The sequence below is a fragment of the Streptomyces sp. CB00455 genome (assembly GCF_001905445.1).
In the GTDB taxonomy this organism is placed as follows: domain Bacteria; phylum Actinomycetota; class Actinomycetes; order Streptomycetales; family Streptomycetaceae; genus Streptomyces.
Genome location: NZ_LIVQ01000006.1, coordinates 365871 through 391618, shown reverse-complemented (window position 1 = coordinate 391618; position 25748 = coordinate 365871). Strand labels below are relative to the sequence as shown.

General features: G+C 70.1%; 24 protein-coding genes and 1 pseudogene. 11 read left to right on the top strand and 14 right to left on the bottom strand.

The window, feature by feature from the left end:
* Positions 1-128: 128 nt before the first annotated feature.
* Positions 129-658, bottom strand: a pseudogene (locus AMK16_RS25220) (IS5 family transposase); the annotation flags it as partial.
* A gap of 22 nt (positions 659-680) precedes the next feature.
* Positions 681-1643 (bottom strand): LysR family transcriptional regulator, encoded by a 963-nt coding sequence (locus AMK16_RS25215; protein WP_073919619.1) that lies wholly within the window; start codon positions 1641-1643, stop codon positions 681-683.
* 70 nt (positions 1644-1713) lie between these two features.
* Here AMK16_RS25215 and dapA point away from each other — a divergent pair, with 70 nt between their 5' ends.
* The gene (gene dapA, locus AMK16_RS25210) at positions 1714-2640 is read left to right on the top strand and encodes a 4-hydroxy-tetrahydrodipicolinate synthase (protein ID WP_073919618.1); all 927 of its coding nucleotides are present in this window, start codon (positions 1714-1716) and stop codon (positions 2638-2640) included.
* 126 nt (positions 2641-2766) lie between these two features.
* Complete coding sequence (locus tag AMK16_RS25205; RefSeq protein WP_073919617.1) at positions 2767-3408, top strand: maleylpyruvate isomerase N-terminal domain-containing protein; 642 nt, start codon at positions 2767-2769, stop codon at positions 3406-3408.
* A gap of 121 nt (positions 3409-3529) precedes the next feature.
* Here the strand turns inward: AMK16_RS25205 and AMK16_RS25200 are convergent, their stop codons facing one another.
* Positions 3530-4381 carry an IS5 family transposase gene (locus AMK16_RS25200; RefSeq protein WP_073919616.1) on the bottom strand — a complete coding sequence of 284 codons (852 nt, stop codon included), beginning with the start codon at positions 4379-4381 and terminating at the stop codon, positions 3530-3532.
* 775 nt (positions 4382-5156) lie between these two features.
* Here AMK16_RS25200 and AMK16_RS25195 point away from each other — a divergent pair.
* The 3 genes from AMK16_RS25195 (at position 5157) to AMK16_RS25185 (ending at position 7385) form a co-directional block, all read left to right on the top strand.
* Positions 5157-6716, top strand: a complete 1560-nt coding sequence (locus tag AMK16_RS25195; protein WP_143196862.1) for a hypothetical protein — start codon at positions 5157-5159, stop codon at positions 6714-6716.
* A gap of 208 nt (positions 6717-6924) precedes the next feature.
* Entirely contained in the window at positions 6925-7122 is a 198-nt protein-coding gene (locus tag AMK16_RS25190; protein WP_143196861.1) for a hypothetical protein, read from the top strand.
* Positions 7119-7385: a hypothetical protein gene (locus AMK16_RS25185; RefSeq protein ID WP_073919613.1), complete on the top strand. Its 267-nt coding sequence runs from the start codon at positions 7119-7121 to the stop codon at positions 7383-7385. The genes AMK16_RS25190 and AMK16_RS25185 overlap by 4 nt, the downstream gene beginning before the upstream one ends.
* Positions 7386-7495: 110 nt before the next feature.
* On the opposite strand, the gene AMK16_RS25180 is transcribed toward AMK16_RS25185, so the two are convergent.
* From AMK16_RS25180 to AMK16_RS25150, 7 genes are all read right to left on the bottom strand, one after another.
* Positions 7496-8926 carry a hypothetical protein gene (locus AMK16_RS25180; protein WP_073919612.1) on the bottom strand — a complete coding sequence of 477 codons (1431 nt, stop codon included), beginning with the start codon at positions 8924-8926 and terminating at the stop codon, positions 7496-7498.
* The gene (locus tag AMK16_RS25175; protein ID WP_073919611.1) at positions 8923-10128 is read right to left on the bottom strand and encodes a DUF6545 domain-containing protein; all 1206 of its coding nucleotides are present in this window, start codon (positions 10126-10128) and stop codon (positions 8923-8925) included. The genes AMK16_RS25180 and AMK16_RS25175 overlap by 4 nt, the downstream gene beginning before the upstream one ends.
* A 136-nt stretch (positions 10129-10264) precedes the next feature.
* Positions 10265-11416 (bottom strand): MAB_1171c family putative transporter, encoded by a 1152-nt coding sequence (locus AMK16_RS25170; RefSeq protein WP_073919610.1) that lies wholly within the window; start codon positions 11414-11416, stop codon positions 10265-10267.
* Positions 11416-12042, bottom strand: coding sequence for a toxin-antitoxin system, toxin component (locus AMK16_RS25165; protein ID WP_143196860.1), 627 nt, complete (start codon positions 12040-12042; stop codon positions 11416-11418). The genes AMK16_RS25170 and AMK16_RS25165 overlap by 1 nt, the downstream gene beginning before the upstream one ends.
* A 37-nt stretch (positions 12043-12079) precedes the next feature.
* Positions 12080-12664, bottom strand: coding sequence for a helix-turn-helix transcriptional regulator (locus AMK16_RS25160; protein WP_073919608.1), 585 nt, complete (start codon positions 12662-12664; stop codon positions 12080-12082).
* A 686-nt stretch (positions 12665-13350) separates the two neighbouring features.
* Complete coding sequence (locus AMK16_RS36300) at positions 13351-13503, bottom strand: hypothetical protein (protein WP_158071237.1); 153 nt, start codon at positions 13501-13503, stop codon at positions 13351-13353.
* Between the two features lie 522 nt (positions 13504-14025).
* The gene (locus tag AMK16_RS25150; RefSeq protein WP_443333604.1) at positions 14026-15231 is read right to left on the bottom strand and encodes an IS110 family transposase; all 1206 of its coding nucleotides are present in this window, start codon (positions 15229-15231) and stop codon (positions 14026-14028) included.
* Positions 15232-15523: 292 nt separating this feature from the next.
* On the opposite strand from AMK16_RS25150, the gene AMK16_RS38550 reads away from it, so the two are divergent.
* The 3 genes from AMK16_RS38550 (at position 15524) to AMK16_RS25130 (ending at position 17549) form a co-directional block, all read left to right on the top strand.
* A protein-coding gene (locus tag AMK16_RS38550; protein ID WP_443333603.1) for an IS630 family transposase occupies positions 15524-16587 on the top strand; the annotation gives its coding sequence in 2 pieces (ribosomal slippage) (positions 15524-15971 and positions 15971-16587; 1065 coding nt in all).
* Between the two features lie 80 nt (positions 16588-16667).
* Positions 16668-17090, top strand: coding sequence for a hypothetical protein (locus tag AMK16_RS25135; RefSeq protein WP_073919654.1), 423 nt, complete (start codon positions 16668-16670; stop codon positions 17088-17090).
* A 273-nt stretch (positions 17091-17363) separates the two neighbouring features.
* A complete protein-coding gene (locus AMK16_RS25130; RefSeq protein ID WP_073919604.1) occupies positions 17364-17549 on the top strand; it encodes a hypothetical protein in 186 nt (61 codons plus the stop codon).
* Between the two features lie 411 nt (positions 17550-17960).
* Here the strand turns inward: AMK16_RS25130 and AMK16_RS25125 are convergent, their stop codons facing one another.
* The 3 genes from AMK16_RS25125 to AMK16_RS25115 all read right to left on the bottom strand — a co-directional run bounded on the left by AMK16_RS25125 (position 17961) and on the right by AMK16_RS25115 (position 22986).
* Positions 17961-19604, bottom strand: a complete 1644-nt coding sequence (locus AMK16_RS25125; protein WP_073919603.1) for a DNA repair helicase XPB — start codon at positions 19602-19604, stop codon at positions 17961-17963.
* Positions 19605-19781: 177 nt separating this feature from the next.
* Positions 19782-20372, bottom strand: a complete 591-nt coding sequence (locus AMK16_RS25120; protein ID WP_073919602.1) for a DUF4291 domain-containing protein — start codon at positions 20370-20372, stop codon at positions 19782-19784.
* A 94-nt stretch (positions 20373-20466) separates the two neighbouring features.
* A complete protein-coding gene (locus tag AMK16_RS25115) occupies positions 20467-22986 on the bottom strand; it encodes a helicase C-terminal domain-containing protein (RefSeq protein WP_079191703.1) in 2520 nt (839 codons plus the stop codon).
* A gap of 86 nt (positions 22987-23072) precedes the next feature.
* On the opposite strand from AMK16_RS25115, the gene AMK16_RS25110 reads away from it, so the two are divergent.
* Positions 23073-24134, top strand: a complete 1062-nt coding sequence (locus AMK16_RS25110) for a hypothetical protein (RefSeq protein WP_073919601.1) — start codon at positions 23073-23075, stop codon at positions 24132-24134.
* A 115-nt stretch (positions 24135-24249) separates the two neighbouring features.
* Positions 24250-24867, top strand: a complete 618-nt coding sequence (locus tag AMK16_RS25105) for an HAD family hydrolase (protein ID WP_073919600.1) — start codon at positions 24250-24252, stop codon at positions 24865-24867.
* A gap of 54 nt (positions 24868-24921) precedes the next feature.
* On the opposite strand, the gene AMK16_RS25100 is transcribed toward AMK16_RS25105, so the two are convergent.
* On the bottom strand, positions 24922-25173 hold the full coding sequence (locus tag AMK16_RS25100; protein WP_073919598.1) for a hypothetical protein: 252 nt from the start codon (positions 25171-25173) through the stop codon (positions 24922-24924).
* Between the two features lie 178 nt (positions 25174-25351).
* Between AMK16_RS25100 and AMK16_RS38165 the strand changes: the two genes are divergently transcribed.
* Positions 25352-25735 (top strand): cold-shock protein, encoded by a 384-nt coding sequence (locus AMK16_RS38165; RefSeq protein WP_073919596.1) that lies wholly within the window; start codon positions 25352-25354, stop codon positions 25733-25735.
* Positions 25736-25748 lie beyond the last annotated feature (13 nt).

Sequence of the window (25748 nt, the reverse complement as noted above, 5' to 3'; positions counted from 1 at the left end):
CATGGCCCGCCGCCTCACCAGCGAGAACACCATTTCCTGGCGCGACCCGACACCACAGACCAAACAACCGATCCCGGGATAAAACAACGGGACGAAACGACCTCTAACTGATCGCTTCAGAATGAGGTTCGAGGACGTCCCCGCCGACCCCGAATCGGCGGAACGGCGTCCAGCAGCGGCAGGAGCTGGGTGACGTCGTGCCGGTTCCCGCCGGTCAGCGTCACGGCGAGCGGGGTTCCGTGGCGGTCGACGATCAGGTGCTGCTTGGAGCCGGAACGGGCGCGGTCGACGGGCGAGGGACCGACGTGATCCCCCCTTTGAGGGCCCGGACGTGCGACCCGTCCACGGAGCAGTCGTCCAGGTCCAGCAGGTCGGCGCGCCGAAGCTCGGCCAGCAGGGCAGCGTGCAGGCGTGACCAGACGCCGGCCCCGGTCCAGTCCCGCAGCCGACGCCAGGCCGTCACACCAGAACAGCCCACGGTCTCCGCGGGGACATCGCGCCACGCGACACCGGTCCGCAGCACGTACATGACGCCCGCGAGCGCCACTCGGTCGGGAACACGCAGCCGACCGGGGTAGCAGCGGCGCCGTTCGGGAGCGGGCGGCAGCAGCGGGGCCACCCGCTCCCACAGGTCGTCAGGAACAAGATCAGCACGCATTCCTGACACCCTGCCGACAAGATCACTGAGCACAAGACCCGCGACTCAACGCACTGAAGCGATCAGTAAGAGGCACGGCCCGTGGCACCCACGCTGTTCGCGCCGCCGCCACGAATGCTGCGATCGCCGGGTGGGTGCCGCCGCCCGCACGGAAGGCGACCTTCGAGCGGCGGAAGAGGGGCAGCCGGGTCAGGACCACGTCCTCGGGGGCGTGTGCGGTGGCCATCTCCGGTACGAATCCGGCGCCTTGCCCGATGGCGGCCAGTGCCAGGACCGTCCGAAAGTCGTTGACCTGATGGCGGATGCGCGGCTGGAAACCGGCCGCCTGACAGGCGCGTACCGCCATCGCGTGACCGGTCGTGCCGTCCCGGGCCGTGATCCATGGAGACGTGGCCCACGGTCCGAGCAGCTCGGCCAGCGTTTCGCCGCGGGTGACGCGACCGGTGGCGGCAGCGCCGCCGGTGGCCAGGTACATCGGCTCCTCCAACAGGGGCACCTGGTCGACCGTGGTGTCCGGGGAGGCGGGCACGAAGTCGTAGTCGTGGACGAGGGCCACGTCGAGTTCGCCGGCGCGTAGGCCGTCGGAGACCCGCGCCGAGTCGATCTCCTGCACCATCGGTTCCAGCGCGGGATGCCGCTGGGCCAATTCGGCCAGCGTGGCGGGCACGATCGCGGGGCCGCCAGAGGGAAACGTCCCGATCCGCAGCGGCCCGCCGATGCCCTCGCGTGCCCCGGCCAGCTCGGAGACCGCCAGCTCGAGGCGTTCGAGGACGGCATCGGCGTGGGTGACGAGGGTGCGGCCCGCGGGGGTGAGCACCACCCGTCTGCCACTTCGTTCCAGCAGGGGTACGCCCGCCTCGCGCTCAAGCACGCTCAGCTGCTGGGAGACGGCCGAGGCGGTGAAGGTCAGCGCCTCGGCGACGGCCGCGATGGTGCCGCGTCGGTCCAGTTCGCGCAGCAGGTGGAGACGTCGAACATCGAGCATAAGGTCAGCTTATGTATAAGCGAAGAAAGATGAACTGGATCTACTTGTTTATGTCGGTCAGGCTGGGCGCATGAAGCCCGAAGCCAACCTCACCGGCCTGTTTGTCCCCTTGGTAACCCCGTTCACCGACGACCTGCGCCTCGCCCCGGACGCGCTCGCCCGCCTCGCCGACGAGGCGCTGTCGGCCGGCGGCGCTCGCGGACTCGTTGCCCTGGGCACCACCGCAGAGGCCGCCACGCTGACCACCGAGGAGAAGCGGGCCGTGGTCCGCATCTGTTCGGCCGCCTGCCGGGCACACGGAGCTCCCCTGATCGTCGGCGTCGGCACCAACGACACCGCCGCCGCCATCACGACACTGCGGGAGCTCGCTCAGAGCCGTGACGTCGCCGCGGCACTGGTTCCCACACCGCCCTACACCCGGCCAGGCGAGGCGGGAACGCTGGCGCACTTCACGGCACTCGCCGAACACGGGGGCCTGCCGCTGGTCGTCTACGACATCCCGTACCGCACCGGTCAGCCCCTCAGCACCAGCACGCTGAACGCGCTCAGGCACCTACCGCAGATCGTCGGGGTCAAGTACGCAACCGGTGCGATCGACGCAGCCGCGATGGACCTGCTCGGCTCGTCGACACCGGGCTTCGCGGTGCTCGGCGGCGATGACGCCGTCATCTCGCCGCTGCTCGCGGCGGGCGCCCGCGGCGGCATCCTGGCGTCGGCCAACGTCCGCACCGCTGACTTCGCCGAGCTGATCTCGCTGTGGCAGCGCGACGCCACCGGACCGGCCCGCAGGCTGGGAGCCGAGCTGGCCCGGCTGTCCGCCGCGCTCTTCGCCGAGCCGAACCCGACTGTGATCAAGGGGGTGTTGCACGCCCAGGGCCGTATTCCCAGCCCGGCCGTCCGGCTGCCGCTGCTGGCCGCCTCCGCTGATTCGGTCCGGCGAGCGGCGGACCTATCCGCCACCAGGACCCACCAAGCCCACCAATGGACCGCGGCCTGAGACAGACCCGCTCCCGTGCCACCACACTCCCCACATGGGCGAGCTGTCCAGGCGGCCAAGGCGGCGGGTCGATCCACAACGTGGACCTGTCAGCAGCTGTGACGATGAGATTGCGACGATGCCCGAGTGACTGATGAGATCCGGAAGACCTACCTGCAGGCTGCCGAGAAGGCGGTGCACCTGCTGGCCACAGAGCATGTAGCCCGATGCTGGGAGACCGAATCCGTGCTCCCCGGGATGTCAGTGGGTGGGCTGGCCGGCCACCTTGCGCGTAGCGTCCTACAGGTCGAGTGGTTCCTCGACGGTCAGGGAATCGGCGCAGAACCGGTGTCACCGGTTCGGTACTACGCGCGGCTCGCCGATACGTCGTTGCCGGACTCTGCGCTGAACGTCGGGGTGCGTGCCCGCAGCGAGGAAACTGCCGCAGCCGGCCCCGCAGTCGTGGCTGACCAGGCCCGGGCAGCGTGGGTGCGGCTGGCGCAGCGGCTGGGCATGGAGTCGGCCGATCGGCGGGTGGCTGTCCTTCGCCGGCCGGGAGAGGAGATGTTGCTCGACGGATACCTGCAGACCCGTTGCGTCGAGCTGGCGGTTCACCTCGATGACCTCGCGCTCAGTGTCGACGCGCCATGCCGAGTGCCCGATGCTGCGCTCGCCGTCGCGGTGGACGTGCTATTTGCCGCCGCCCGGGACCGGCACGGCGACCAAGCCGTGCTGCATGCGCTCTCCAGGCGTGAGCGCGACGTCGACCAGGCCCTACGTGTGTTGTAGGTATACGAACGACGCGCCGTTCTCCACCAGGGGCTGCTCGAATTGGCCTGCAGCCTCTTATGCTTCCGCCGCCTGCGAACCTCATTCTGAAACGATCAGTAAGAGAGCATCTGATCAGTGTTCACGCGGATATGAGTGGGATGTCCGTTTCGATTCGCCAGGTTGGTACGGATTCTCCGGTCAGTTCGCGGGACATTTTGTTAGCCATGGCCCAATGGATCACCGCTCGTGATCGTTGGGGCAGGGCTTCGTAATCCCGGGTGAGGCGGCGGTGCTGCATCAGCCAGCCGAAGGTCCGCTCGATAACCCACCGTTTCGGCAGCGGCTCGAATCCCTTGGCTCGTGGCCGCTGCACCACCTCGACATCGATGCCCAGATCGGCGCCGTGGTTGAAGATGCTGTTCTGGTAGCCGCCGTCGGCCCAGACCTTGGACACGCTGGGATGTGCCGCGGCCAGGTCGTTGAGCAGGAGCTTGCCGCCGGTGGTGTCGTGCACGTTGGCGGCGGTGACGAGGACGGCCAGCACCAGGCCGAGAGTGTCGGTGATCAGGTGGCGCTTGCGTCCTTTGATCTTCTTGCCGGCGTCGATGCCTTGGCTGGTCTCGGCGACGTTTGCTGAAGTCTTCACGCTCTGCGCGTCCACCACGGCCGCAGCCGGCTCCGCCTGGCGGCCGTGGAATCGGCGGGTCTTGTCGCGTAGCAGGTCGTGGGCCTGCTGGGTGGTGCCGTCGGCTTCCCACTTCGCGTAGTAGTCGTAGACGGTCTTGTACGGCGGAAAGTCGTGCGGCAGGTACTCCCACGGGATGCCGGTGCGGTTGACGTAGAGGATCGCGTTGACGATCTCTCGCAGGTCGTGCACCCGGGCTGCCGTTCCGGGTCCGGTCCGTCTCGCCCGCCAGGCGTCAAAGATCGGTTCGATCAAGGCCCAGCGGGCGTCGGACACATCACTGCGGTACGGACGACGAACACTCACGCCTCATCCAACGACCGCCAACGACGCCAGTCACAAAACCATCCCAGAACACCAACTACCTGGATCAGATGGCCTCTTATGGCCGTCCAGGTCGTGGAAGCGTGCCTGCCGCCGGAGCGTTCTCAGGATGAGGCACTTAGTCGCGGCCGCAGTTCGGCGATCCGCACGTCCGCCGACGACCTCTGTGCGGACCTCGGCCCCACCGGGCCGGGCTGTGTGCCGCGGGAATCGAAGTCCTACCCAACCTTCCCGCGGCGCAGGTCCGCCTTGTCGAAGGCGACCACGCCGCGCTCGGAACCCCGCATGTCGTGCGTCCCGGAGTGACGGCAGCTAGGGTGACGTGATCAGACCAGGTCGGGGGAAGAAGACCGCCCCCGGAAACGCAACAGACCCCGAAGCGGGACCTGTCGGACGGTGTAACGAGAGGCAACTCGCTACGCCGAACGCACACACGAAGATGTGAGGAGGTGCGTGATCAGTGAGCAGCGTACGGGCTCGGGAAGCCGTAGGCTTCACTGCCCCCAACTCCAGCCTCTAGATCTCCCGGCGTCCTGACACAACAGCACGTTTCCTCTTGCGACAGGGGCAACGTGCACACCACATCTGACTCGCCCAGTCAACGCGCTACCAAAACCGAATCCACCCGAGGGTGCTCCAGCAGGCGTTATGCGACCGCGCCGGCCTACCGCCAGGAACCTGTTCACACGGTCTTGGACCTCTGTCCGTGTTCGCCGCAACGTCAGGGGCCCCTCTCTTGCCCGGAGGGGGCTGCCACGTGATCAGAATTTCCCGTCCGTCGCCGGAGGCCGGACCGTCGGACGCGCGGATGCGCGCAGTTGCTGCGATGCTTGCCGCCGTCCGGGCCCAGGACTCCGATCCGTTCGAGGTCGAAGCCGAAGACGAGCTTCCCTACGTCCAGCTTGGCCACTGGATCGGCCTCGCCAACATCGATGCGAAGGCCAAGGAGCTGTACTGGCTCCTGGCTCTCCACCTCAACCGCCGCCGCGGCGACCGCTACGTATGGCCGACCACTGAAATCCTCGCCCTGATGATGGGCTACTCCCGAGGCGACAAGATCACAAAGTTCGTGCGAGAACTCGAAGGGATCGGTGCCCTTACCGTCATCAAAGTCCCCGACGGTCGTGGTCCGCAGCAGAAGAATGTCTACAAGCTGCGCAGGACCCCGCCTGCCGGCTACAACGGTCCCCGCTCTTTGGACCAGTTCTACGACCGGCTTGGTCAGGCCTACGAAGAGGCCGCACTAGAAGGCATCGAGGCGGCCAACTCAAGCAAAAATGTAGATCAGCCTGCATCCCCTCAAATGGGGGGAGACGTAAGTGTCGCGTCCCCTGAGTTAGGGGGCCACGTACTCCCTCAGTGGGGGGCGGACGTCCCCCCTGAGTCCGGGGCGGTAACTACAAGAAGCTTTAACAAGAAGAAAGAGAACGAGAACCAAGCGCCTTCGGCGCGTAGCGCCTGTGACGCCCGGAGGGCTACTACAGGTAGTAGGGCGCGCACGACGAGCGGCTCCGCCGCGACGAACGGCGCCAAGGCGTCCAGGAAGTGGTCTGGGGTCGGTAAGGGCCAGGTCCGTATGACGCAGGTCCAGGCCCGTGCCGTGCGTACGGTCGAGGGCGGCTATCCGCCGGAGCTGGCGGGCGCCATGCCCGGCTACCGTCCGACGGTGGTCCGGGACATGATCCTGAGTCTCCTCGGCGCCAACCCCGAGCAACGCACGGCGGAACAACTCGCCAGCCGGGTCTCGCGGCGCTGGCATGCATGGGGATACGCGCAGAAGCATCGCAACGGCGAGATCGCCAGCTACCCGGCTGTCGTCAGCGAACTGCTGAGGATCAATCACTGCGGGAATCCGCGCTGCGAAGATGGTGAGGATGTAGACGACGGCCATCCGTGCGGCGCGTGCCCCGAACGGCACCGGATCCGGCGCAGCCGTGGACGCGCGGTGCCTGCTGCGCGCCAGTTAGTGGACCAGCCTGGCCGCTGGGAGTGCGTGGAGCCTTCCTGCCGCCAGCCCGGCCGGGGTGAAGAGCCGCCCAGCGGACTGTGCCCGCAGTGCCTGAAGCGGGCTGCTGAGGCGCAGGAAGCCGTACGGCGCCGTGCTGCTGAGTTCGCCCTCGAGGTGGATACCGTGCAGGAGCAGGCGCAGCGTGAGCGGCGCGGGATCCTGGACCTGGCATACGCGGAGCATGCCCGGCGCGGGGAGCTTCGGGTCCAGCAGGAAACACAGGAGGAAGCGGCCGCAGAGGAGCGGCAGCGGTTCCAGGACCAGATGCTCCGCAATCACCCCGAGCTGGCCCGATTTTCGCAGTCTTGACCACTCGGGGCCCTCTGACTGCCGCTCCTGCGCGGCCGACCTGGCTCCACGAAGGGCTCCACGATCGGTCTGCCGGGGCGTAGCCTCGGCAGCACCCACTGACCGGGAGGTAACGACCATGAGTACCGCCGCAGAGAGTAGCTTTCCGCACCCGCCGCCGATGAGTACTCTGCCCGAGCTGCGTCGAGCCCTAGCGGCGCTGGGCCCCTTGGGTATCCCGACTGAGCTGGACCACTTCGAGGCCGAGCTTGCCGAGACCCCTCTCGACCGGGTTCCCGAACTCGCCGAGCGCTACCGCTCATACGTGCTGCGAAACAGCAGCCCCGATGCGGTGGCCGCGCTCACCATGAGCAGCGCGGACACCGCGGCTATCCTGCGACGCAAACTCGCGGAGGCGCAGAAGTGACGGAGGTGTTCTTCTCCGACGAGGCCGAGAAGATGCGTGCGGAACTGACGGCGGGCGAGGGCCTGGCGGTCTCCGGCATCCGTACGGCCCTGATGCTCGAACCCCGACAGGGGGAGCGCCGGGCAGGGTATGACCCGGCTGTCGAGGACTACGTGGTCCGCCTTGCCGAGGAGACGACTCGGGGCCGCGGAATCTCTGTCCTGTACCGGTATCACCACACCATGGACGCAGTTTTGATCACTTGGCTGGTGGTCGGTCCATAGCGCCACCGAGCGCAGGATGGTCCCATCCCGCGGGTATCGGGATGGGACCATCCTGCGCCCGGTGAGGGTACCGGAGCTGGGCGCCGTTCGAGGGCGGCTGGCACCGCGCGTTAGAGGTTTGTCGGCTGTGCCGCCCGCCGGGGTTCGCGGTCGAGGATGCTCTGCTCCCTGGGGGTCAGCTGTGGCCCGTCGAGCAGGGGCCGGCGGAGACCTCGGGCTGCGGCGAGCAGGACGTCGGGGTTGCCCAGGACAGTGGCGGGCTTTTTCATCGTCATCACGTCAGTCAGTGCCTTGACGACGAGGAAGTTGCCGATTGCGGTGTGGCTGAGCCGGTGCACGTACCGGGCTGCGAGCTTGTCGGCGAGGCTGGGGGCCTTGCCGGTGGCGCCCGGATAGAACCGGTCCTGGCCGACTGCGAGCAGCCAGGCCGCGGCGGCCGGGCGGGCTATGGCCCTCTGTGCCTGGGCGGCGAACTTCGGGGCGGTCACGGGAATGTTGGCGGCTGTGTCGCGCAGGGCCACGGCGCCCAGCGCGGCAGCGGACATGCCGTGGCCGTAGACCGGGTTGAGACTGGTGGCGGCGTCGCCGATGGCGACGAATCCCGCCGCAATCGCTGCCTTCTCGAATCGGCGCTGCCGGTTGGCGGTACGGCCATAGACGACGACGTCGCTGATTGGCTCGGCGCGGGCCAGGAACTCTGCAGCCAGCGGATGGCGGACCCCGCGGGCGAATTCCTCGAAGAGGGCCTCGTCGGCGCTGGGCTCGCCGCCGCGCGTGCCGGAGAGACTGACGTGCCACTGTCCGTCCTCGATCGAGATGATCGAGACGACCTGGCCGGGTCTGCCTTTCCGCGGATCAGCCTGAATGTGGATCACCGGCCAGCCCGACTCAGCGCCCTCCGGGGCCCGGTAGCGGCGGCTGGCGTACCGCACGCCGGCGTCCACGACCGTTTCGGGGACATCGGGGGCGCCGATGGCCGTGAGCCACTCAGGGGCCTTGGAGTCGCGACCGGTGGCGTCGATGACCAGGTCGGCCGTGAGCTCGCTCTCTTCGTGGTTCTCGTCCCGGACCCGTACACCGCTCACCTTGGACGCATTGCCCACAAGGGCGGTGGCCGTGATGCCGGTGCGTACCGCGACATTCGGGATCGCCAGGACAGCGGTGCGAACGCCCCAGTCGATCAGGTCCCGGCTGGCACCGATGAGGTAGTGCGTCTCGGTCCATCGCCGGTACCAGCCCGCGGCGGAGAAGGAGACCATGCCGGTGGGGATCGGTATGCGGTGGGCACCGGCCTTGAGCCATGTGTCGGTCATACCGGGCAGGAGTTGTTCTATGGCGTCAGCGCCTCCCGACCACAGCATGTGAGCGTGGGCGGCCTGAGGAAGTCTTGGGCGCGGTGCCGCGGAGTCGGGGAGGGATTTGTCCCGCTCCAGGATGAGGACTTCGGCGACGTGCGGTGCCAGTGCGGCGGCCGCGAGGGTACCGGCGAGGCTGCCGCCGAGGATGAGTACTCGGGCGGTGCCGGTGGGCTGCTGAGTCATCGGTTGCTGCTTTCTAGGACCGCCGCCTCGCGGGTGGCTCGGACGATGGGGGACTTCGAGAGCGCTTTGGACAGGCGCACGAGGCCGGCGACGCCTCCGGCGGAGACGAGCAGCGGGCCGTCGTCGGTCTGCTCGTGGGCGCTGCTCTGGCGGGGTGTCTTCCTGGTCCACATGACGATGGCGTGAGCCAAGGCGGCGGCGTCTGCGACGGCGTGCGCGTCCTCGTCCGTCCGCGCTGTTTTGAGGGCCTCACGCAGAGAGGCGGCGCGGACCTCGGGGTCCAGGCACGGGTGGACGGTGAGGATCCCGTCGTAGATGTCTGATTCGAGCTGGCAGACCCGTACCTCAATCGGGGTCCACAGGCCGCTGGCCAGGTTGATGCTGTGCTGTGTGGCCACCCGCAGCTCGCGCCAGGCCGGTTGCAGCTGGTAGTACCGGAGCCAGGGGCTCACGATGTTCATGAGTCGCTGTGACAGCAGGGGCAGGACGAAGCCGATACCGATCAACAGGGCGGAAACCGCCGCGATCGGCGGCGCGACGGGCCAGCTGAGGTGGTCCAGATTGCGGCCGGTCCAGCGTGCGCCGATCGCCGTGAATTTCAGCGCGTCGTAGACCAGGTTGAGGACGTAGCCGGTGACGATCAGGACGAGTCCGGCGCGCAGCGGCCCGTGGACCACCCTTGCCCAGCGGGTGCACAGGACCGTCATCATGACCGCGGCTGTGGTGTGCGCGACCAGGTACAGGACGATCATTTCGCGGATGTACGGGGTGTTCACGTAGAACGTGTCCAGGTCGACCAGCCGCTCCACCGGGGCGTTGCCCAGGGCGAACAGGGTGAAGAGCGTGGTGATGACCGTGATCGTGGCCAGGTTGCACCGGCGGGACCGGCGGGCCGCCTGCTCGGCTTCTTCGGGGCCGCTGCTCCAGCGGATGATGAGCACCAGGTTGGACCCGGAGAACGCCGTGAGGATCGCGTACACGACCGGGGCGGCAAAGTTCGGGAGGCCGCTGATCCGGTTGATCGCAGCGATGGAAGGCACCGCGGCGACGGCAAAAACCCCGGCGGCGACGAAGAGCAGCATGCAGACCGATCGCAGCAACTCATCCTTGGGGTTGCGCCACACTGGGGGCAGCTTCAGGCAGCCGGCGACGAAGAGAAGGACGCCGGGTATGTAGAACGCCACGCCGTTGGGGTTGCTCACGAAGCAACCTGCTGACCGGGGTCGTCCGGAAGCGCGTTCTGAGCGGCAGACCAGAGAGGGGCGCACCGGGGGGCGGAGGATGAGACGTTCCGTGCCTGGGGGAGGCGAGGGCCATTCATGTGGGGTGTCTTTCTCATCAGGCAGCCACGGTGTGGTGCCGAAGGGCGTCGTACTGGCGGGAGATGTGTGCGATCCCCCGCGTCCCGGTACTGAGCAGAGCGCCGAGGGCAGCAGTGCCCGACGCCTGGGATTCCTCGCCCATCTCGGCTGCAGACTCCTTGGCCGCGATGGCGTGCGCGATCATGGTGGCTGCGGCTACGGCCCATGCGTCGTCGGGGCTGACTCCTTCGGCGAGTGCCCGGTCGCGACATGTCGTCATGGTCTGCGCGTCGCAGTACGGGGCCAGGGCCAGCAGGTCATCGTGGATGTCCGTCTCGCGGTCGAAGAGCCGAGACTCAAGAGGGGCCCACCAGATGGTGGTGACGGGCAGGCCCGCGAGCGTGCGGAGCCGACGCCACAGAGGCCCCATCCGCCGGTAGGTCTGCCAGGCCTCCCAGGCCGCCGTCGCTCGCTGGCCCTGCGGCAGGAGGAACCCGGCGGTCGTCAGGACGGCGCCCACGCCGGCCAGTGGCGGCGCGAGGTCAGTGCTAAGGAAGTCCAGGTCACCGCCGGTCCAACGGGCGACGACAGCGGCGGCCTTGGCCACACCGAAGTCGGCACTGAAGGCGAACCCGACGACGAGCGTCAACAAGCCTGCCCGCAGCCACCCGTCCACCGTGCGCGACCACTTCCAGCACATCGTCGTCACGACCACGCCGACCACGATGTGCCAGGAGAGATAGACCACGATCATTTCGCGGATCCACGGTGTGGTCGCGTAATGGGTGTCCAGATCCCGCAGCCGCTCTACCGGGGCGTCGCCCAAGGCGAAGGCCACTGCGATCAGGATGCTGACGGCGCCGCAGGCGGCGACCCACCTCCGGACTCGGCGCTGGACGTCCCTGCCGAGGCCCTCACGCCAGTACGCGAGCAGCACAATGCAGCAGGTGTTGAAGACACTGAGGATCGTGTAGACCAGCGGCGCGGAAATGTTCGGCATCCCCACGATGCGGTTCACCACGACGATCGTGGGGGGTGCGGCGAAGGCGAATCCGGCGCTGGCCATCAAGAGCAGGCCAGCGACCGCCCGGACCATGGGGTTACGGCGCCGCCGGATGAGCCCGGGCAGTTTCGAGAGGAAGCCCAAAGCCAGGGCGGCCGCCGGTATGTAGTAGTCCGAGCCGTCCATCAGGCATCGCCGAGAGAGGCCTGGATCCTGGCTGCCGGACCCTCCAGGATCCGCTGCGTGGGGTCGAATTCGACCAGGTGCCGAAAGCGTCGACCCATCATGCGGCCGTACTGCTCGGCCTCGGCCTCGTCGCCGGGCACGGCGTGGGTCCGCGCGGCGACCAGGCGCAGCGCTTCGTCGAGGTCGGCGGCGTTCAGCAGGTCGTCTCCGAGCAGGCGCGTGGCGACCTGCGTACCCAGGACGTGGGTGCCGCAGTGACCGCGGATCATGTGCCAGATCTCGTGACCCAGGATGACCAGGGCGTGGAAGGCGCTGGTGCTCTTGGCGACGACGATGACGTCCTCGGTCTCACGGTCGAGCCACAGACCCGACACCGGGCCAAGGCCCTGCGGAAAGTCCCGGCGCACGATGCGCACGGGACGAGCCGGGTCACCGCGGTACTCGCTGAGGTACACGGCGATGCGGCCGATCAGCTCATCGATGTCACTGGGGGTGGGCTCACCCAGGCCCGCGTACAATTCATCGCACAGCCGGACCATTTCATCTTCCAGCTGCGCATCTTTCCGGCGCTTCCTCACGATCCCCACCCTTGGCTCCTCACCCGCGCACCGCGTGCCGTGCAGCACCGATCCGTAACCTCCTGCGAACCCTTTCGGCGCAGGCTCATGGCGTCTTCTGCTGATCGTCCACGATGAGATTCAAGAGGTCCTGCATCGCGGCCAAGGTCTCTGGGGCGCCACGAAAAGCCACCGACCGGAGTTTGAATTTCTCCTTGAGCTCGCGCAGATCGGTGAGCTGCTGTGCCTGCTCGTACGCCAGCTTCTCCTCGAGGGCGCGATTGAGCGCCTGTGACGGCGTCGCGGTCAGGAAGCCCCTGGGAACCTTGAAGAGGTCCTCGATCCGGGAAGCCAGCTCCAGGCTGGGCACCTTGCGGCCCTTGAGGAGCTCACCGACCCACTGCGGGGTCACGTCGGCTCCGGCGGCGATCTCGGCCTGCGAATACTGGCCGCCATCCGGTCGCAAGCGAGTCTCGCGGAGGAACGCCAGCCGCTGCGCCACCTGTTGCTGGAAATCGGTATGGGGCATGGGCCGGCGGGACAGGCCTGCCCGCACCACCCCCACCGGCAGGCCGGTGCTCATCGACAGCGGGACCGGGTCAAGGACCGTGGCCCAGTCGAGGTCGGCTTCCTCAATCAGCTGCTCCAGGAGACTGAGGCTCTTCAGATGCGGGTCACCCTCGTCGGTCACGGTGTCTCCTGGCGGGGTTGGTAGCTGTACGGCGACTGGAGGATAGCGGCCCGACCTGCGGAACTACTAGATCAGAGCGACGATCGATTCCACAACTGAAACGATCCTCGATTTTCTCCGCTGCAATGGAGACATCCGGGCTTCCGGAGGGACGAGGGGTGCCAACCGCCACCAACCAGCAAGTTTGGTCCGGTTCGTCCGTCGCCTCGGGGTTCACTGCTGACGTGCGGCTACAAGACGTAGCGCAATGATCGTTTCAGACGGTGAATTGATCGTTGACAGGACCGTGTTCTGCGTAGCAGGATCCTGACTCGTGATTCAAACGATCACAAGCAGGGCCTTTGCGACGGGCCGTGTTCACACCTGACTGATCGACACCCGACCGATGCCGAAGCCTTCAACCGAACAGCCGTTGCTGACCGGCCGCATGTACCGCCGTGAACGGACGATGGCCGCCCCTCCTGCGACGGAGGAACGGCCATCCAGTTGACTCGCCCGAGTCATTGCACCACCAGGTCGCGGACCTGAATCCATTCCCGGGGGTGTGGCATGCGTGTGCGACCACGCATGCTCCCGAGTAGCATACCCGCGGCCACTGCCCGTTGCACGGGTTGGCTGGCGAAGAGCGACTTCGTACTGCCGCGATGCGAGCACGCCAGTCCGGGCGGGTCGCCGCCTGCGCATGATCAGCGGTACGGGCCCCAGCGTCCGAAGCGGGCCATCAGCTTGCGGGCGGCGTCTTCGTTGACGCCGAATTGGACGGTAGCCTCTTCCGTGTTCGAGTCATCGGCGGTGCCGTGGGCCGCCCAGTAGCCGACCCGCTCCGCGGTGACCTCCAAGCGGCGGGCCGCCGGTGAGGCCGCGACTGGGGAGACCTTCGTCAGCTTGTCAGCTTGTCGATCTCCTCCTCTACTGATTCCCAATGGGGTTGTCAACCGGGGTCGGTGACGCGCCGTGAGCCTGTCAGCCGAGCGCAACCGGGGGCGGTGGTGGGGTGATCTTGAAGGTGCGGCCGTCGCGTATGAGGGCCCACAGGACGTTCAGGCGACGTCGTGCGAGCGCGATGATGGCCTGCTTGTGGTTCTTCCCCTCGGCCTTCTTGCGTTCGTAGAAGGCCTTCGAGGTGGGGCAGCATCGGGCAGCGACCATAGAGGACATGTAGAAGACNTTCCGTGTTCGAGTCATCGGCGGTGCCGTGGGCCGCCCAGTAGCCGACCCGCTCCGCGGTGACCTCCAAGCGGCGGGCCGCCGGTGAGGCCGCGACTGGGGAGACCTTCGTCAGCTTGTCAGCTTGTCGATCTCCTCCTCTACTGATTCCCAATGGGGTTGTCAACCGGGGTCGGTGACGCGCCGTGAGCCTGTCAGCCGAGCGCAACCGGGGGCGGTGGTGGGGTGATCTTGAAGGTGCGGCCGTCGCGTATGAGGGCCCACAGGACGTTCAGGCGACGTCGTGCGAGCGCGATGATGGCCTGCTTGTGGTTCTTCCCCTCGGCCTTCTTGCGTTCGTAGAAGGCCTTCGAGGTGGGGCAGCATCGGGCAGCGACCATAGAGGACATGTAGAAGACCCGCAGCAGCCGTCGGCAGTAACGTCGTGGCCGGCGCATGTTGCCGCTGATTCGTCCCGAGTCCTTCGGGACGGGCGCCAGGCCTGCGACGCCGGCGAGCCGGTCGGAGGTGCCATAGATGCTCATGTCGCCGCCGGTGTGCGCGATGAACTCGGCGCCGAGGACTGGGCCGATGCCGGGCATGCTCAGGATGACCTCGGCGTGAGGGTGGTCGCGAAACCGGCCCTCGATCAGGACGTCAGTCTCAGCGATCTCCTCATCGAGGGCCATCACCTCCCTGGCTAGCTTGGCCACCACTGCGCCGGCCAGCTTCTCCCCGGGAACGGCGGTGTGCTGGGCTTCGGCTGCCTCGATCGCGGTGGCCGCGACGAGGGTGAAGTTGCGGACCTTGCGGTTCTTCAGCCAGACCGCGAGCCGGTTCTTGCCGATCCGGCGCAGGGCGCCGGGAGTCTGGTAGCCGGTCAGCAGCACCAGAGATCCCTTGGAAGTGCTGTAGTCGAAGGCTCGCTCCAAAGCGGGGAAGTACTCGAGCATCTGGGCCCGCAGCCGGTTGATCGCCCTCGTGCGGTCGGCGGCCAGGTCCAGGCGGCGCGAAGTGAGGATGCGCAGGTCGACGGCGATGTCGTCGCCCCGGTGCATGCTCTGGAGGTCCCGGCGCATGCGGGCCTGGTCCGCGATGACGAAGGCGTCCTTCGCGTCCGTTTTCCCGTCGCCCCGGTAGGAGCCGGAGGCGTGGTGGACGGTGCGGCCAGGGATGTAGAGGACTCTCTGCCCGTTGTCGGTGAGAAGGGCGATCATCAACGCGGCTCCGCCAGCGTTGAGGTCGATAGCCCAGGTCACTGGCTCGCCCTCACTCAACGCGAGAACATCTGCGATCAGCTGGAGCAGTGTGTTCTCGTCGTTGGCGACCCGCCTCGACAGCCTCCGCTTGCCCTCGGTGTCGATCACCGTGCAGTGATGCTCGGCTTTGCCCGCGTCCGTTCCGGCCCAGAGTTCGGGCACGCTCACCTCCGAAGTTCCGGTACTGGTCCCAGCAGACGACCTCGCCAGCGTGTCCTTACCAAGCGATCTCCGCGCGCATCCCAATCAGTGGCCGAGTCGTCGCGGGGCACCGGGCGGCCAATCAGTAGAAGCCACACGTGCGGCATGAGCTTGACAGCCACACCCAGTGCCCCAGGGCCTTCCGATCCTACGAGTGAGCGGAATCGACCCACCAACAACGTAAGGAACTTGATCGGGTGATGTCGGAGCTGTTCGCCTGACAGTTGGGTGTCGGCACCGGTAACCCTGAGGTGTGAGGTACGCGCAGGGCGGCGGGCTTACCGACGCCGAGAGAGCTACGCGGGAGCGGTTACGGCTCCAGGCCGTGAAGCGTTTCGAGGGCGGGCAGAAGAACCCGGAAATCGCCGCCTCCCTGCGGATCAGCGTGCGGTCGGTCGAGCGGTGGCGCCGGGCCTGGCGCGAGCTGGGCAAGATGGGAGTTCTGTCGAAGGGATCCCCGGGAAGAGCTCGGCTCAGTGAAGCCCAGATGGCTAGGCTGGCTCGGGAGTTGGAGCGTGGCCCGCTTGCCCACGGCTGGGCAGACCAGCGGTGGACGCTCGCACGGATCAAATCGCTGATCGGTCGGCTGTTCCATGTCTCCTACACGGTCGAGGGCACCTGGCGACTGCTGAAGCGGCACGGCTGGAGCTGGCAGCAGCCCGCTCGGCGGGCAATTGAGCGCGACGACGCTGCGGTCGAGGTGTGGAAGAAGGAGACCTGGCCGCGGGTAAGAGGACCGCGGCGGAGCGCGGTGCCTGGATCGTCTTCGAGGACGAGGCTGGGCAATCGATGACTCCGCCGCGTGCCAGGACCTGGGGGCGGATCGGACAGACCCCGGTCGTGAGAGTCCGGGGCCGGGGCTCGGGGCGGGTGTCGATGGCGGGCATGGCCTGCTACAAGCCGAGCGAACGGTCCCGGCTGATCTACGCGATCCGCGAGTACCGGGGCCGCAAAGACGAACCGAAAGGCTTCAGCTGGCGTGACTTCCGCGACCTGATCGTCCGCGCCCGCATCAAGCTCGGCGGCCCGATCGTGCTCGTGTGGGACAACGTCCGCCTGCACCTGACTGCGGGCATGCGGGAGTTTATTGCCGCGAGCGCCGATTGGCTCACCGTGTTCCAGTTGCCCACCTACGCGCCGGACCTCAACCCGACCGAGGGCGTCTGGTCGCTGGTCAAGCGCGACATCGGCAACCTCGCCGCGGCCGACCTCGGCCAGATCACCCGCGCGGTGAAGCGCAGGCTGAAGATGCTGCAGTATCGACCAGAAATCATCGACGGCTGCCTCGCCGGCGCCTGTCTGCCTCTCAACACGTGATCGGCAAGAAGATGCCGTGCCCTTGGCCGTACCTTGGAATTCGATTGCCGCCGGCCCATCGAGTGCGCAGATACTTCGGCATGAGCAGACTCGCTGAGGTCATGGTGCTGGCACGGTTCGCGGACGAGGTGATGGAACCCCTGACACGGCCGGACGACTCGCGCGAGTGGGGAGGCTGCTTCGAGCGGCTCTACCAGGTCGACGGGTGGGTGAAGGAGTTCAACCGTTCGCGATCCGGCCTGTTTCGACACCTGGAGTCCCTGGCGTGGCCGGACCCGGCGAGCGTGCAGGTACTCATCCATGACGAGGAAGACGACTGCTTCGGGCTGTGGATGATCCAAAACGGCGTGCTGACCGAGGTGCCACTTCCTGGCCATAGGCGTCTACACCGTCCCGCGCGGACCGCTGAGGACCCACCCGAGCCGGGCGTCCTGTGGCGAACGGAAACGACCGTTCCGCCCGGCTTCTCCACCGAGCGCCAGGATCCACGCCCGGCCTGGTAGGGCTCACTCATCCACCCAGATCTCCGGTCATGACCCGAAGACAGCCGACATCACGGATTCAAGTTCAGTAGCCAGCGGGGCGGGGCCGCGCGAATGGTTTCCGGCGCCGCCGGCCGCCCCCGGCAGGGGCCTCCGTACGGGTGGTGGCACGGGGTCGTCAGACCTCGGGCACAGAGAGCGGGCAGCGGCATGGGCCGGGAGTCGTACGCGGGGGAGGCGGGTTTGCGCCCCTGGGCCGATGTGGAACGCGGGCCGCGAACGCACCATGGATACATGAGCACCGCAACCCTCACCCCGATCCAGGGCGGCCGCCCTAGCGGCGCCACCGCCACCTCCGACTCCCGTCACCGGCACATGCTCGGCAGCGTGCTGCGGGCCGCGAAGGTCTTCGCGTCGGCCGCCGTCAGCGTGGTCGTCCTCGGCGAATACGCCGAGGACGCGGGCGTGACCCGCCGCTGACCGTCCGCGGACCCACCGGCCGGTTCGCCCCTCCGGCCGTGCCTTCGGCCGCGCCCGCGCCGGGCTTACGGCACCACCGGCCGGTTCGTCCCTCCGGCGGCGCCTCCGGCCGCGCCCGCGCCGGGCTCACGGCACTGGCCGCCCTCGCCGGGACGGTCGTCCTGGGCCTGGCGGCCCTCCCGGAGGCCTCCGCCGCGTTCTGGGGGCGGCACCTGAGCGCCCCCGGCCGGACCCCGTCGGCGGACTGGCCGGCCCTGTGGGCGGGCCCGGGGGCGGGCGTCCCTGTGGGTGTGGTGCGTGCCCCTGCTGGTCCTCGCCGCGGCCCGGGGCCGGCTGCGCTGCCGGCGGGCCGGCTGCCGGACCGCGCGGCCGGGGCGGCCGTGCCGCTCCCGGCCCCGCGTCACGCCGAGGTCAGTCGCTCGCCAGCAGCTCGTCGGCGTCCATGATCCGGTAGGCGTAGCCCTGCTCGGCGAGGAAGCGCTGGCGGTGCGCCGCGAAGTCCTGGTCGATGGTGTCGCGCGCCACCACCGAGTAGAACCGCGCCTCGTGGCCGTCCGCCTTCGGCCGCAGCACGCGGCCCAGGCGCTGGGCCTCCTCCTGGCGGGAACCGAAGGTGCCGGACACCTGGATGGCGACGGTGGCCTCGGGCAGGTCGATGGAGAAGTTCGCGACCTTCGACACGACCAGCACGCTGATCTCGCCCTCGCGGAAGGCGTTGAAGAGCTTCTCGCGCTGCGCGTTGGAGGTCTCGCCCTTGATGACGGGGGCGTCCAGGTGCTCGCCGAGCTCGTCGAGCTGGTCGATGTACTGGCCGATGACCAGGGTCTGCTCGCCCTGGTGCTTGCGTACGAGCGCCTCGGTGACCTTCCGCTTCGTCGCCGTCGTCGCGCAGAAGCGGTACTTCTCCTCGGTCTCGGCGGTCGCGTACGCGAGGCGCTCCGACTCCGTCAGGTTGACCCGGACCTCGACGCAGTCGGCGGGCGCGATGTAGCCCTGCGCCTCGATCTCCTTCCACGGCGCGTCGAACCGCTTCGGCCCGATCAGCGAGAAGACGTCCGATTCGCGGCCGTCCTCGCGCACCAGCGTCGCGGTCAGACCGAGCCGGCGCCGCGCCTGGAGATCGGCGGTGAACTTGAAGACCGGCGCCGGCAGCAGGTGCACCTCGTCGTAGACGATGAGGCCCCAGTCGCGGGAGTCGAAGAGCTCCAGGTGCGGGTAGACGCCCTTCCGCTTCGTCGTCAGGACCTGGTAGGTGGCGATCGTGACGGGGCGGATCTCCTTGCGCGTGCCGGAGTACTCGCCGATCTCCTCCTCGGTCAGCGAGGTCCGCTTCACCAGCTCGTGCTTCCACTGGCGGGCCGAGACGGTGTTGGTGACCAGGATCAGCGTGGTCGCCTTGGCCTGCGCCATGGCCCCGGCGCCGACCAGGGTCTTGCCGGCGCCGCAGGGCAGCACGACCACACCCGAGCCGCCGTGCCAGAAGCCCTCGACCGCCTGCTGCTGGTACGGGCGCAGGGCCCAGCCGTCCTCCGCCAGGTCGATCTGGTGCGCCTCGCCGTCCACGTATCCGGCGAGGTCCTCGGCCGGCCAGCCCAGCTTGAGCAGCGTCTGCTTGATCTGCCCGCGCTCGGAGGGGTGCACGGCCACGGTGTCCGCGTCGAGCCGCGCGCCGACGAGCGGGATGATCCGCTTGGACCGCAGGATCTCCTCCAGCACGGGCCGGTCGGTGCTGGTCAGGACCAGTCCGTGCACGGGGTGCTTGGAGAGGGTGAGGCGGCCGTAGCGGGCCATCGTCTCGGCGACGTCGACGAGCAGCGCGTGCGGGACCGGGTAGCGGGAGAACTCGACGAGGGCGTCGACGACCTGCTCGGCGTCGTGTCCGGCCGCGCGGGCGTTCCACAGGCCGAGGGGGGTGATGCGGTAGGTGTGGATGTGCTCGGGGGCCCGCTCCAGCTCGGCGAAGGGGGCGATCGCGCGGCGCGCGGCTCCGGCGAGCTCGTGGTCGACCTCGAGAAGAAGGGTTTTGTCGCTTTGGACGATGAGAGGCCCGTTCACCTACGTCCCTTTCCGGCGTGGGGTGGCCGCCCGGGCGCGGACGGCCAAACCTCCAGTCTGCCGCATGGCTCCCCCGGAGAGGCGGTTCCGGGCGCGCGGCCGCCAGCCCTGACGGGAACCGACCGCCCGGCCCCGGCCGCCCGGCGTGGTCCGGCCCGCCCGCCCCCGCTCCGGTGGCTAGGCCCCGAGGTGGGGCAGCGGGCCCGCCGGGTAGGGGGGTTCCGCGGGCAGCAGGGCGCGCGCCGACGCCTCGTCCCCCGAGCGCAGCAGGCCGTGGACCTCGCGGGCGAGCGGGGTGACGTCGCGGATGGCGACCGTCCACTCGTCGGCGTACGCCCGCGCGGCCGTCCCCGACAGGCCCAGCTGGAGCGAGCGGTAGGGCAGCGGGTTCAGCCGGGCGTCCCGTTCGGGGTCCCACTGGACCCGGGCGGGCGCTTCGCGCAGTGCTGCCCGCCAAGCGGCGCGGTCGGTGTGCACGCCAGGCGCGTAGTGCGAGAGGCAGGCCCCGGCCAGCGCCAGGTCGAAGCCGGCGCGGGTGATCTCCACCGCGAGCACGGTCTCCTGGTCGGCCTTCGAGGCCCAGCCGCAGCGGTACATCATCCACAGGAACGACGGCTTGATCCAGGTCATCCGCTCCCGCTTCCAGGCCGGCGGGAAGCGGCCGTCGCGGGCCGCCGGCACCCCGATGCGGGGGGAGTACGCCTGGTAGACGGTGATCGTGGTGCCGGTGTGCGCCGCGCGGATCTGGTGGTTCGGTACATCGGACATGCACCGAGGGTGCGGGGCCCGGCCCCGGTCCTGCCAGCCTTTTTCGATTCGACGCCCCTTCCGGTGCGCACAGGCCCCCGCGGCGGCCGCCCCGCTACACCTGGTCCTCCTCCAGCTCGGCGACCCCCGTGATCCGGTGCAGCGCGTACGTCCGCACCTCGTCCGCCGTGTGGTCGTAGCCGGTGACGAAGCCGCCCTCCACCCGGACCGGCGCGATGACCCGCTGGCTCGCCGCCCCGTCCGCGTTCACGTACCCGATCCACACCGCCGAACCGGTCAGGGCGGCCGCCTGCACGGTCGCGAGCGTCTCCGCCGCGCTCGTGCGCGGCAGTTCGCCCGGCGCGCCCGCCGGCCCCGCGGACGAGCCGGCCGGCTCCTTGCGGACCGCCGTCGCCGCCAGGTCGCCCGCACGGATCGCCCGCACGGCCGCCCCCAGCAGCGTCGCGTCCGGGACCGGCGGACCGTCCGGCACCGGTACGGGCGCCGAGCGCGCCGGGGTGCGGTGGGCGTGGGCCCGGGCCACCAGCACGTCGCCGCTGCGGGACTCGGCGGCCGGCGCGTACCCCATCGCCCGCAACCCGTCCAGCAGGGCCGTGGGTTCGGCCTGCGCGGCCAGGACCGTCGGCGCCAGGCGGCGCAGGCCCAGCGAGGCCGAGCGCTTGTCGGCGAGGATCTCGTCGAGCATCGCGTCGTCGTCGCAGCGCACATACGAGGACGCCGAGCCGACCCGCAGGTGCCCGTGCCGCCGGGCGACGTCGTCGATCAGGTAGGACAGCGGCTGCGGCACCGGGGTGCGGCTGTGCTCCTTGAGGAAGGCGTGCAGGTCGGCGGCGGCGTGCCCGGCGTCCAGGGCGCGCCGCACCGAGCCGGGCGTGAAGCGGTACACCGTGGCACCGCCCTTGGACTCCACGTCGGCGAGCACCCCGAGGGTGTCGCCGAGCGGGCGGCGCAGCGGGCCGGGGGCCACCGCCGTCAAGTCGGCCTGGAGCAGCACGTGGTCCACCGGCTCGGGCAGCAGCGGGCCCAGCAGGGGCGCCGGGTCGCGGTGCTCCAGCAGGGCCCGGCCGAACGCGCTGAGCGCACCGCGGCCGGTGACGCCGAGGACTTCCGCCTCGGTCAGCGTCCAGTGCGCGAGCCGGGCGCGCAGATCGCTCGTACCCCGTACGGGGCGCTCCCACGCGAGCCGTTCCCGCAGCGCTTCCGGGTCGGCGGAGGCGCCTTCGGGCAGGTCGGCGAGGAGTTCCAGGACGCGGCGGCGTACCTCGGGGGCGGCGGAGCGGTCCAGGTCGGGTCCGAGCACCGAGAGGGTGCGGCCCTTGCCGTCCTGCTCACCGGCGAGGCCCGCCGTGCGGGTGGCGGGCAGCCAGGCCGCCACGAGCGCCGACCACCGCCCGGGGGGCGGCAGTTCGCACCACTCGTCGAAGGCGGGGGTGGGCGCGAAACGTTCGTCCGCCTCCCCGTCACTGGCCAGCAGCCCGGCCGCGTAGGCCAGTTCGATCCAGAACGCCGCCGCGGACTCGGTGGTGTCCACGGTGGCCGCGGCCCGTTTCAGGTCCCGCACGGCCAGGCCGCCCGCCCGCAGCACCGGCGGACCGGCGTGCTCCCAGGACTTCACCAGTTCCTCGACGGTGGACACCGCGGCCAGCGCCTGCCCGGCGGCGTTGGCGTCCACAAGCTGTGGACGGTGCTCGCGGTGCGGCGGCACCGGCGGGGCCACCGGCGCGGTGTTCCGGTGCGCCAGGCCGCCGCGCAGGTGGAGCGCCACCTCGCGGGGCAGGACGACGGTCCGCGCGGAGGCGGGCAGCAGCAGCCCGCGGTCGCGCAGCCAGCGCACCGGCGCGGTCGGATTCGGGGTCACCTCCCCGTACGGCGGCCCCCATACGAGCCGGCCCAGCACCTGGTGCGCCTCTGCCGGGGCCTCGTCCAGCAGCGCCGACATCCGTTCGGGGTCGGTGAACAGAGCGGTCAGCGCCGCCACCGCCGACACCGCGTCGTGGGTCGGGGGCAGGCCGGCGGCCGCCACGATCTCCTGGATCCGGGTCGGCGACATGCCGGAGGTGGCCTCGGCCACGGCGGGCCCGAGCCCGGTCGGGGAGGGGCGCTGGGCGGAGGGCGCGAGCAGCTCGCGGGCGGTCCGCACCAGGCGCAGCCGGTCCTCGCCGCCCCACACCAGGGCCTGGTCGCGCAGGGTGCCGAGCGCCCGGGGAAGCGCGGCGCGCGCCCCGTTGTCCTCGCCGGTGGTGCCCTCCTCGCCGGTCAGCAGCGACTCCAGCACCCGATACGGGCACGGGTCGGGGGCCACCGCCAGCGCCTCGGCGGTCTGCAGTGCGAACCGGTCCAGGCGGTCCAGCGCCCGCACCACCGAGGCGCGGGTGCCGGCGCGGGTGGCCAGCTGGGTCACGTCGCCGGGCACCGGGCTGAGCAGGTCCGGGCGGGCGTGCAGCAGCGCGGCCAGCCCCGCGTCGTCACGGGCCCGCAGCGCCTCGGCGAGGGAACGCGGGGCGCCCGCCGCCGAGCGCCCTCCAGAGCTGCCGGCAGCCTCTCCCCTCGCGGTGCTTGCCTCGGGCACAGTCGCCTCCTGGTCGCGTCGGCCGGTCAGTCGGCCGGTCCCCATCCGGCCAACGGTATCCGCTGTGCCCCCGGCCGCTCCACGGACGCACGCGCTACCTTTCGGGCAGGCGGTACGGGAGGAGCCGGGGCATGGGAATCGAGAGCGACCATCTGGTCTACGAATATCTGAGCCGCGTCGGGGACTTGGCGCAGCAGCGGCAGCTGTCCTCCGGCGACCGGATGCGGCTGGTGTCGGGGCTGCGGGACGAGATCGACCGTCGGCGCGCCAAGTACGACCCGGACACCCCGGCCGCCGTGCGCCGCATCCTGGAGCGGATCGGCACGCCCGAGGAAGTCCTGGACACGCTCGGCGCCCGCTCGGCGCCGGCCTCCTCCGCCGGCTCTTCCACGGGCTCCTCCACGGGTCTGTCCCCGGCAGCGCAGCCCGCGGACGCCGCGCCCGCCGTACCCGTCCAGCGGGGCCCGGGCCGGATGCGCCGCACGGGCGTGCCCGCGCCGCGCCCGGTGCAGGAGGAGCCGCGGAACGTGCCCCCGCACCTGGCCGGGCTCGACGAACTCGGCCCCTCCGGCGGGGAGCCCGACTGGTGGCGCGTCACCCCGGGCGCGTACGGCGCGGGCCCGCAGGTCGAGGGCTTCGCGGGCGGCATCGAGTTCCCGGCCCTGTTCGAGGACGGCCCCGAGGAGGAGGACCGGGACGCCGGGCCGCCGCAGCCCCCGCCCGGGCCGCCGCAGACGCGCGCGCGGACCCTCGTACGGTCCCTGCGCGAGCGGCGGCGTGCCAGGAAGTCGGCGAAGGAGGCGGCCGGGGAGGCGGCGAAGGGGCCCGCTCCGGCGGCCGTGGTGGTCCCGGCCGCCCGTCCCCGGCCCCACGCCTTCCTGCTGCTGGCAGCGGCCGTGCTGGCCGTCGGTGTGGTGAGCGGGTACTGGCTGCTGCTGGTCGTCGGCTGGCTGCTGCCGTACGCCTCGCGGGTGTTGCGGCCCGCCGAGCGCAAGTGGGCCGTCTTCGGGCCGCCCGGCGCGGTCCTCGCGGGGGCGGCGGTGTGGCTGTGGGGCCGGATGAACGGCCGCTGGGGCGAGGAACTGGCCGACGACCAGCTGAGCGGGACCCTGCAGGGGATGTGGCCGTGGCTGCTGCGGGCCGCCGCCCTCGCCTCGGTGCTGTACCTGGTGTGGCGCTCGCGCCGCCGCTGAGGTCCGCGGCCGGCGGCGGGGCGGGGCAGGCCCGGACACCCCTGCGTCACGCACCGGTAAGGCGAGCTCACGCAGCCGTTCTTCCGCCGTCGGCCCGTCTCGGCACAATGGCGGCATGAACCTCACCGTCGGCTTCGACCTCGACATGACCCTCATCGACTCCCGCCCGGGCATCAAGGCGACCTACCAGGCCCTGTCGGCGGAGACGGGCACGTACATCGATGCCGACGCGGCGGTCACCCGGCTCGGACCGCCGCTGGACCAGGAGCTCGCGCACTGGTTCCCGCAGGCCGAGATCCCGGCCGTGGCGGACCGCTACCGGGAGATCTATCCCACATACGCCATCGGCCCGACCCCGGCGATGCCCGGCGCCCGCGAGGCGGTCGAGGCCGTCCAGGGACTCGGCGGCCGCGCCATCGTCGTCACTGCCAAGCACGAGCCCAACGCCCGCCTGCACCTGACGCACCTGGGCATCGAGCCGGACGCCGTGATCGGCTGGCTCTGGGCCGAGGCCAAGGCCGGGGCGCTGCGCGAGTACGGGGCGCAGGTCTACGTCGGCGACCACGTGGGCGACGTGCGCGGGGCGCAGGCGGCCGGCGCGCTGTCGGTGGTGGTGCCCACCGGGCCGTGCCCGGAGCCGGAACTGCGGGCGGCGGGCGCCGATGTGGTCCTCGCCGACCTCACGGCGCTGCCGCAGTGGCTCGCGCAGTACGTCGCCGCTCAGCCCGTCTAGTGCCGTGACCGGCCCGGTCCGCCGGCGGACCCCACCGGCCGGGCTCCGGCCCGGCTAGGCCTGCGAGGCGCGGGCCGCCCGGCGCTGCGCGGCGGCCGAGCGCAGGACGCCCGCCGCGGAGACGGCGAACCCGACGCCCATCAGCATGCAGACGGCCCACGCGTACGACGGGAAGGGGTCGACGTCGAGGAACAGCGGGGCCATCGTCGCGAGGGTCGCCACGGCGCCCACGATGAACACGATGCCGCCGGCCTTCACGAGCGCGTCGCCGGGCCGCGCTTCGTCGGAACGAGGAGTAACAGTCACCCCACCAGGGTAGTTCCCTGGCCGAAGCGCCCGACGTCGAAGGACCGGGGAACGTCTTGTCACCCGGCCCCCGGCCATTAGCCTTGGGGTGGCGGGTCACCCATGACCCGCTGCGCTGTTATCCGGAGCCGTTCCGCGGACGTCCGGACCCCGACGAGCACAAGGACAGAGGACGGACGTGCCTACCGGCAAGGTCAAGTGGTTCAACAGTGAGAAGGGCTTCGGCTTTCTCTCCCGCGACGACGGCGGCGACGTCTTCGTCCACTCGTCGGTGCTCCCTGCCGGGGTCGACTCCCTCAAGCCCGGCCAGCGCGTCGAGTTCGGTGTCGTCGCCGGCCAGCGCGGTGACCAGGCGCTTTCGGTGACGGTGCTGGATCCGGCGCCGTCCGTCGCGGCCGCCCAGCGCCGCAAGCCCGACGAGCTCGCCTCGATCGTGCAGGACCTCACCACCCTGCTGGAGAACATCACCCCGATGCTGGAGCGGGGCCGCTACCCCGACAGGGTGCACGGCACCAAGATCGCCGGCCTGCTGCGCGCGGTGGCCGACCAGCTCGACGTCTGACGCCCCGCGGCCG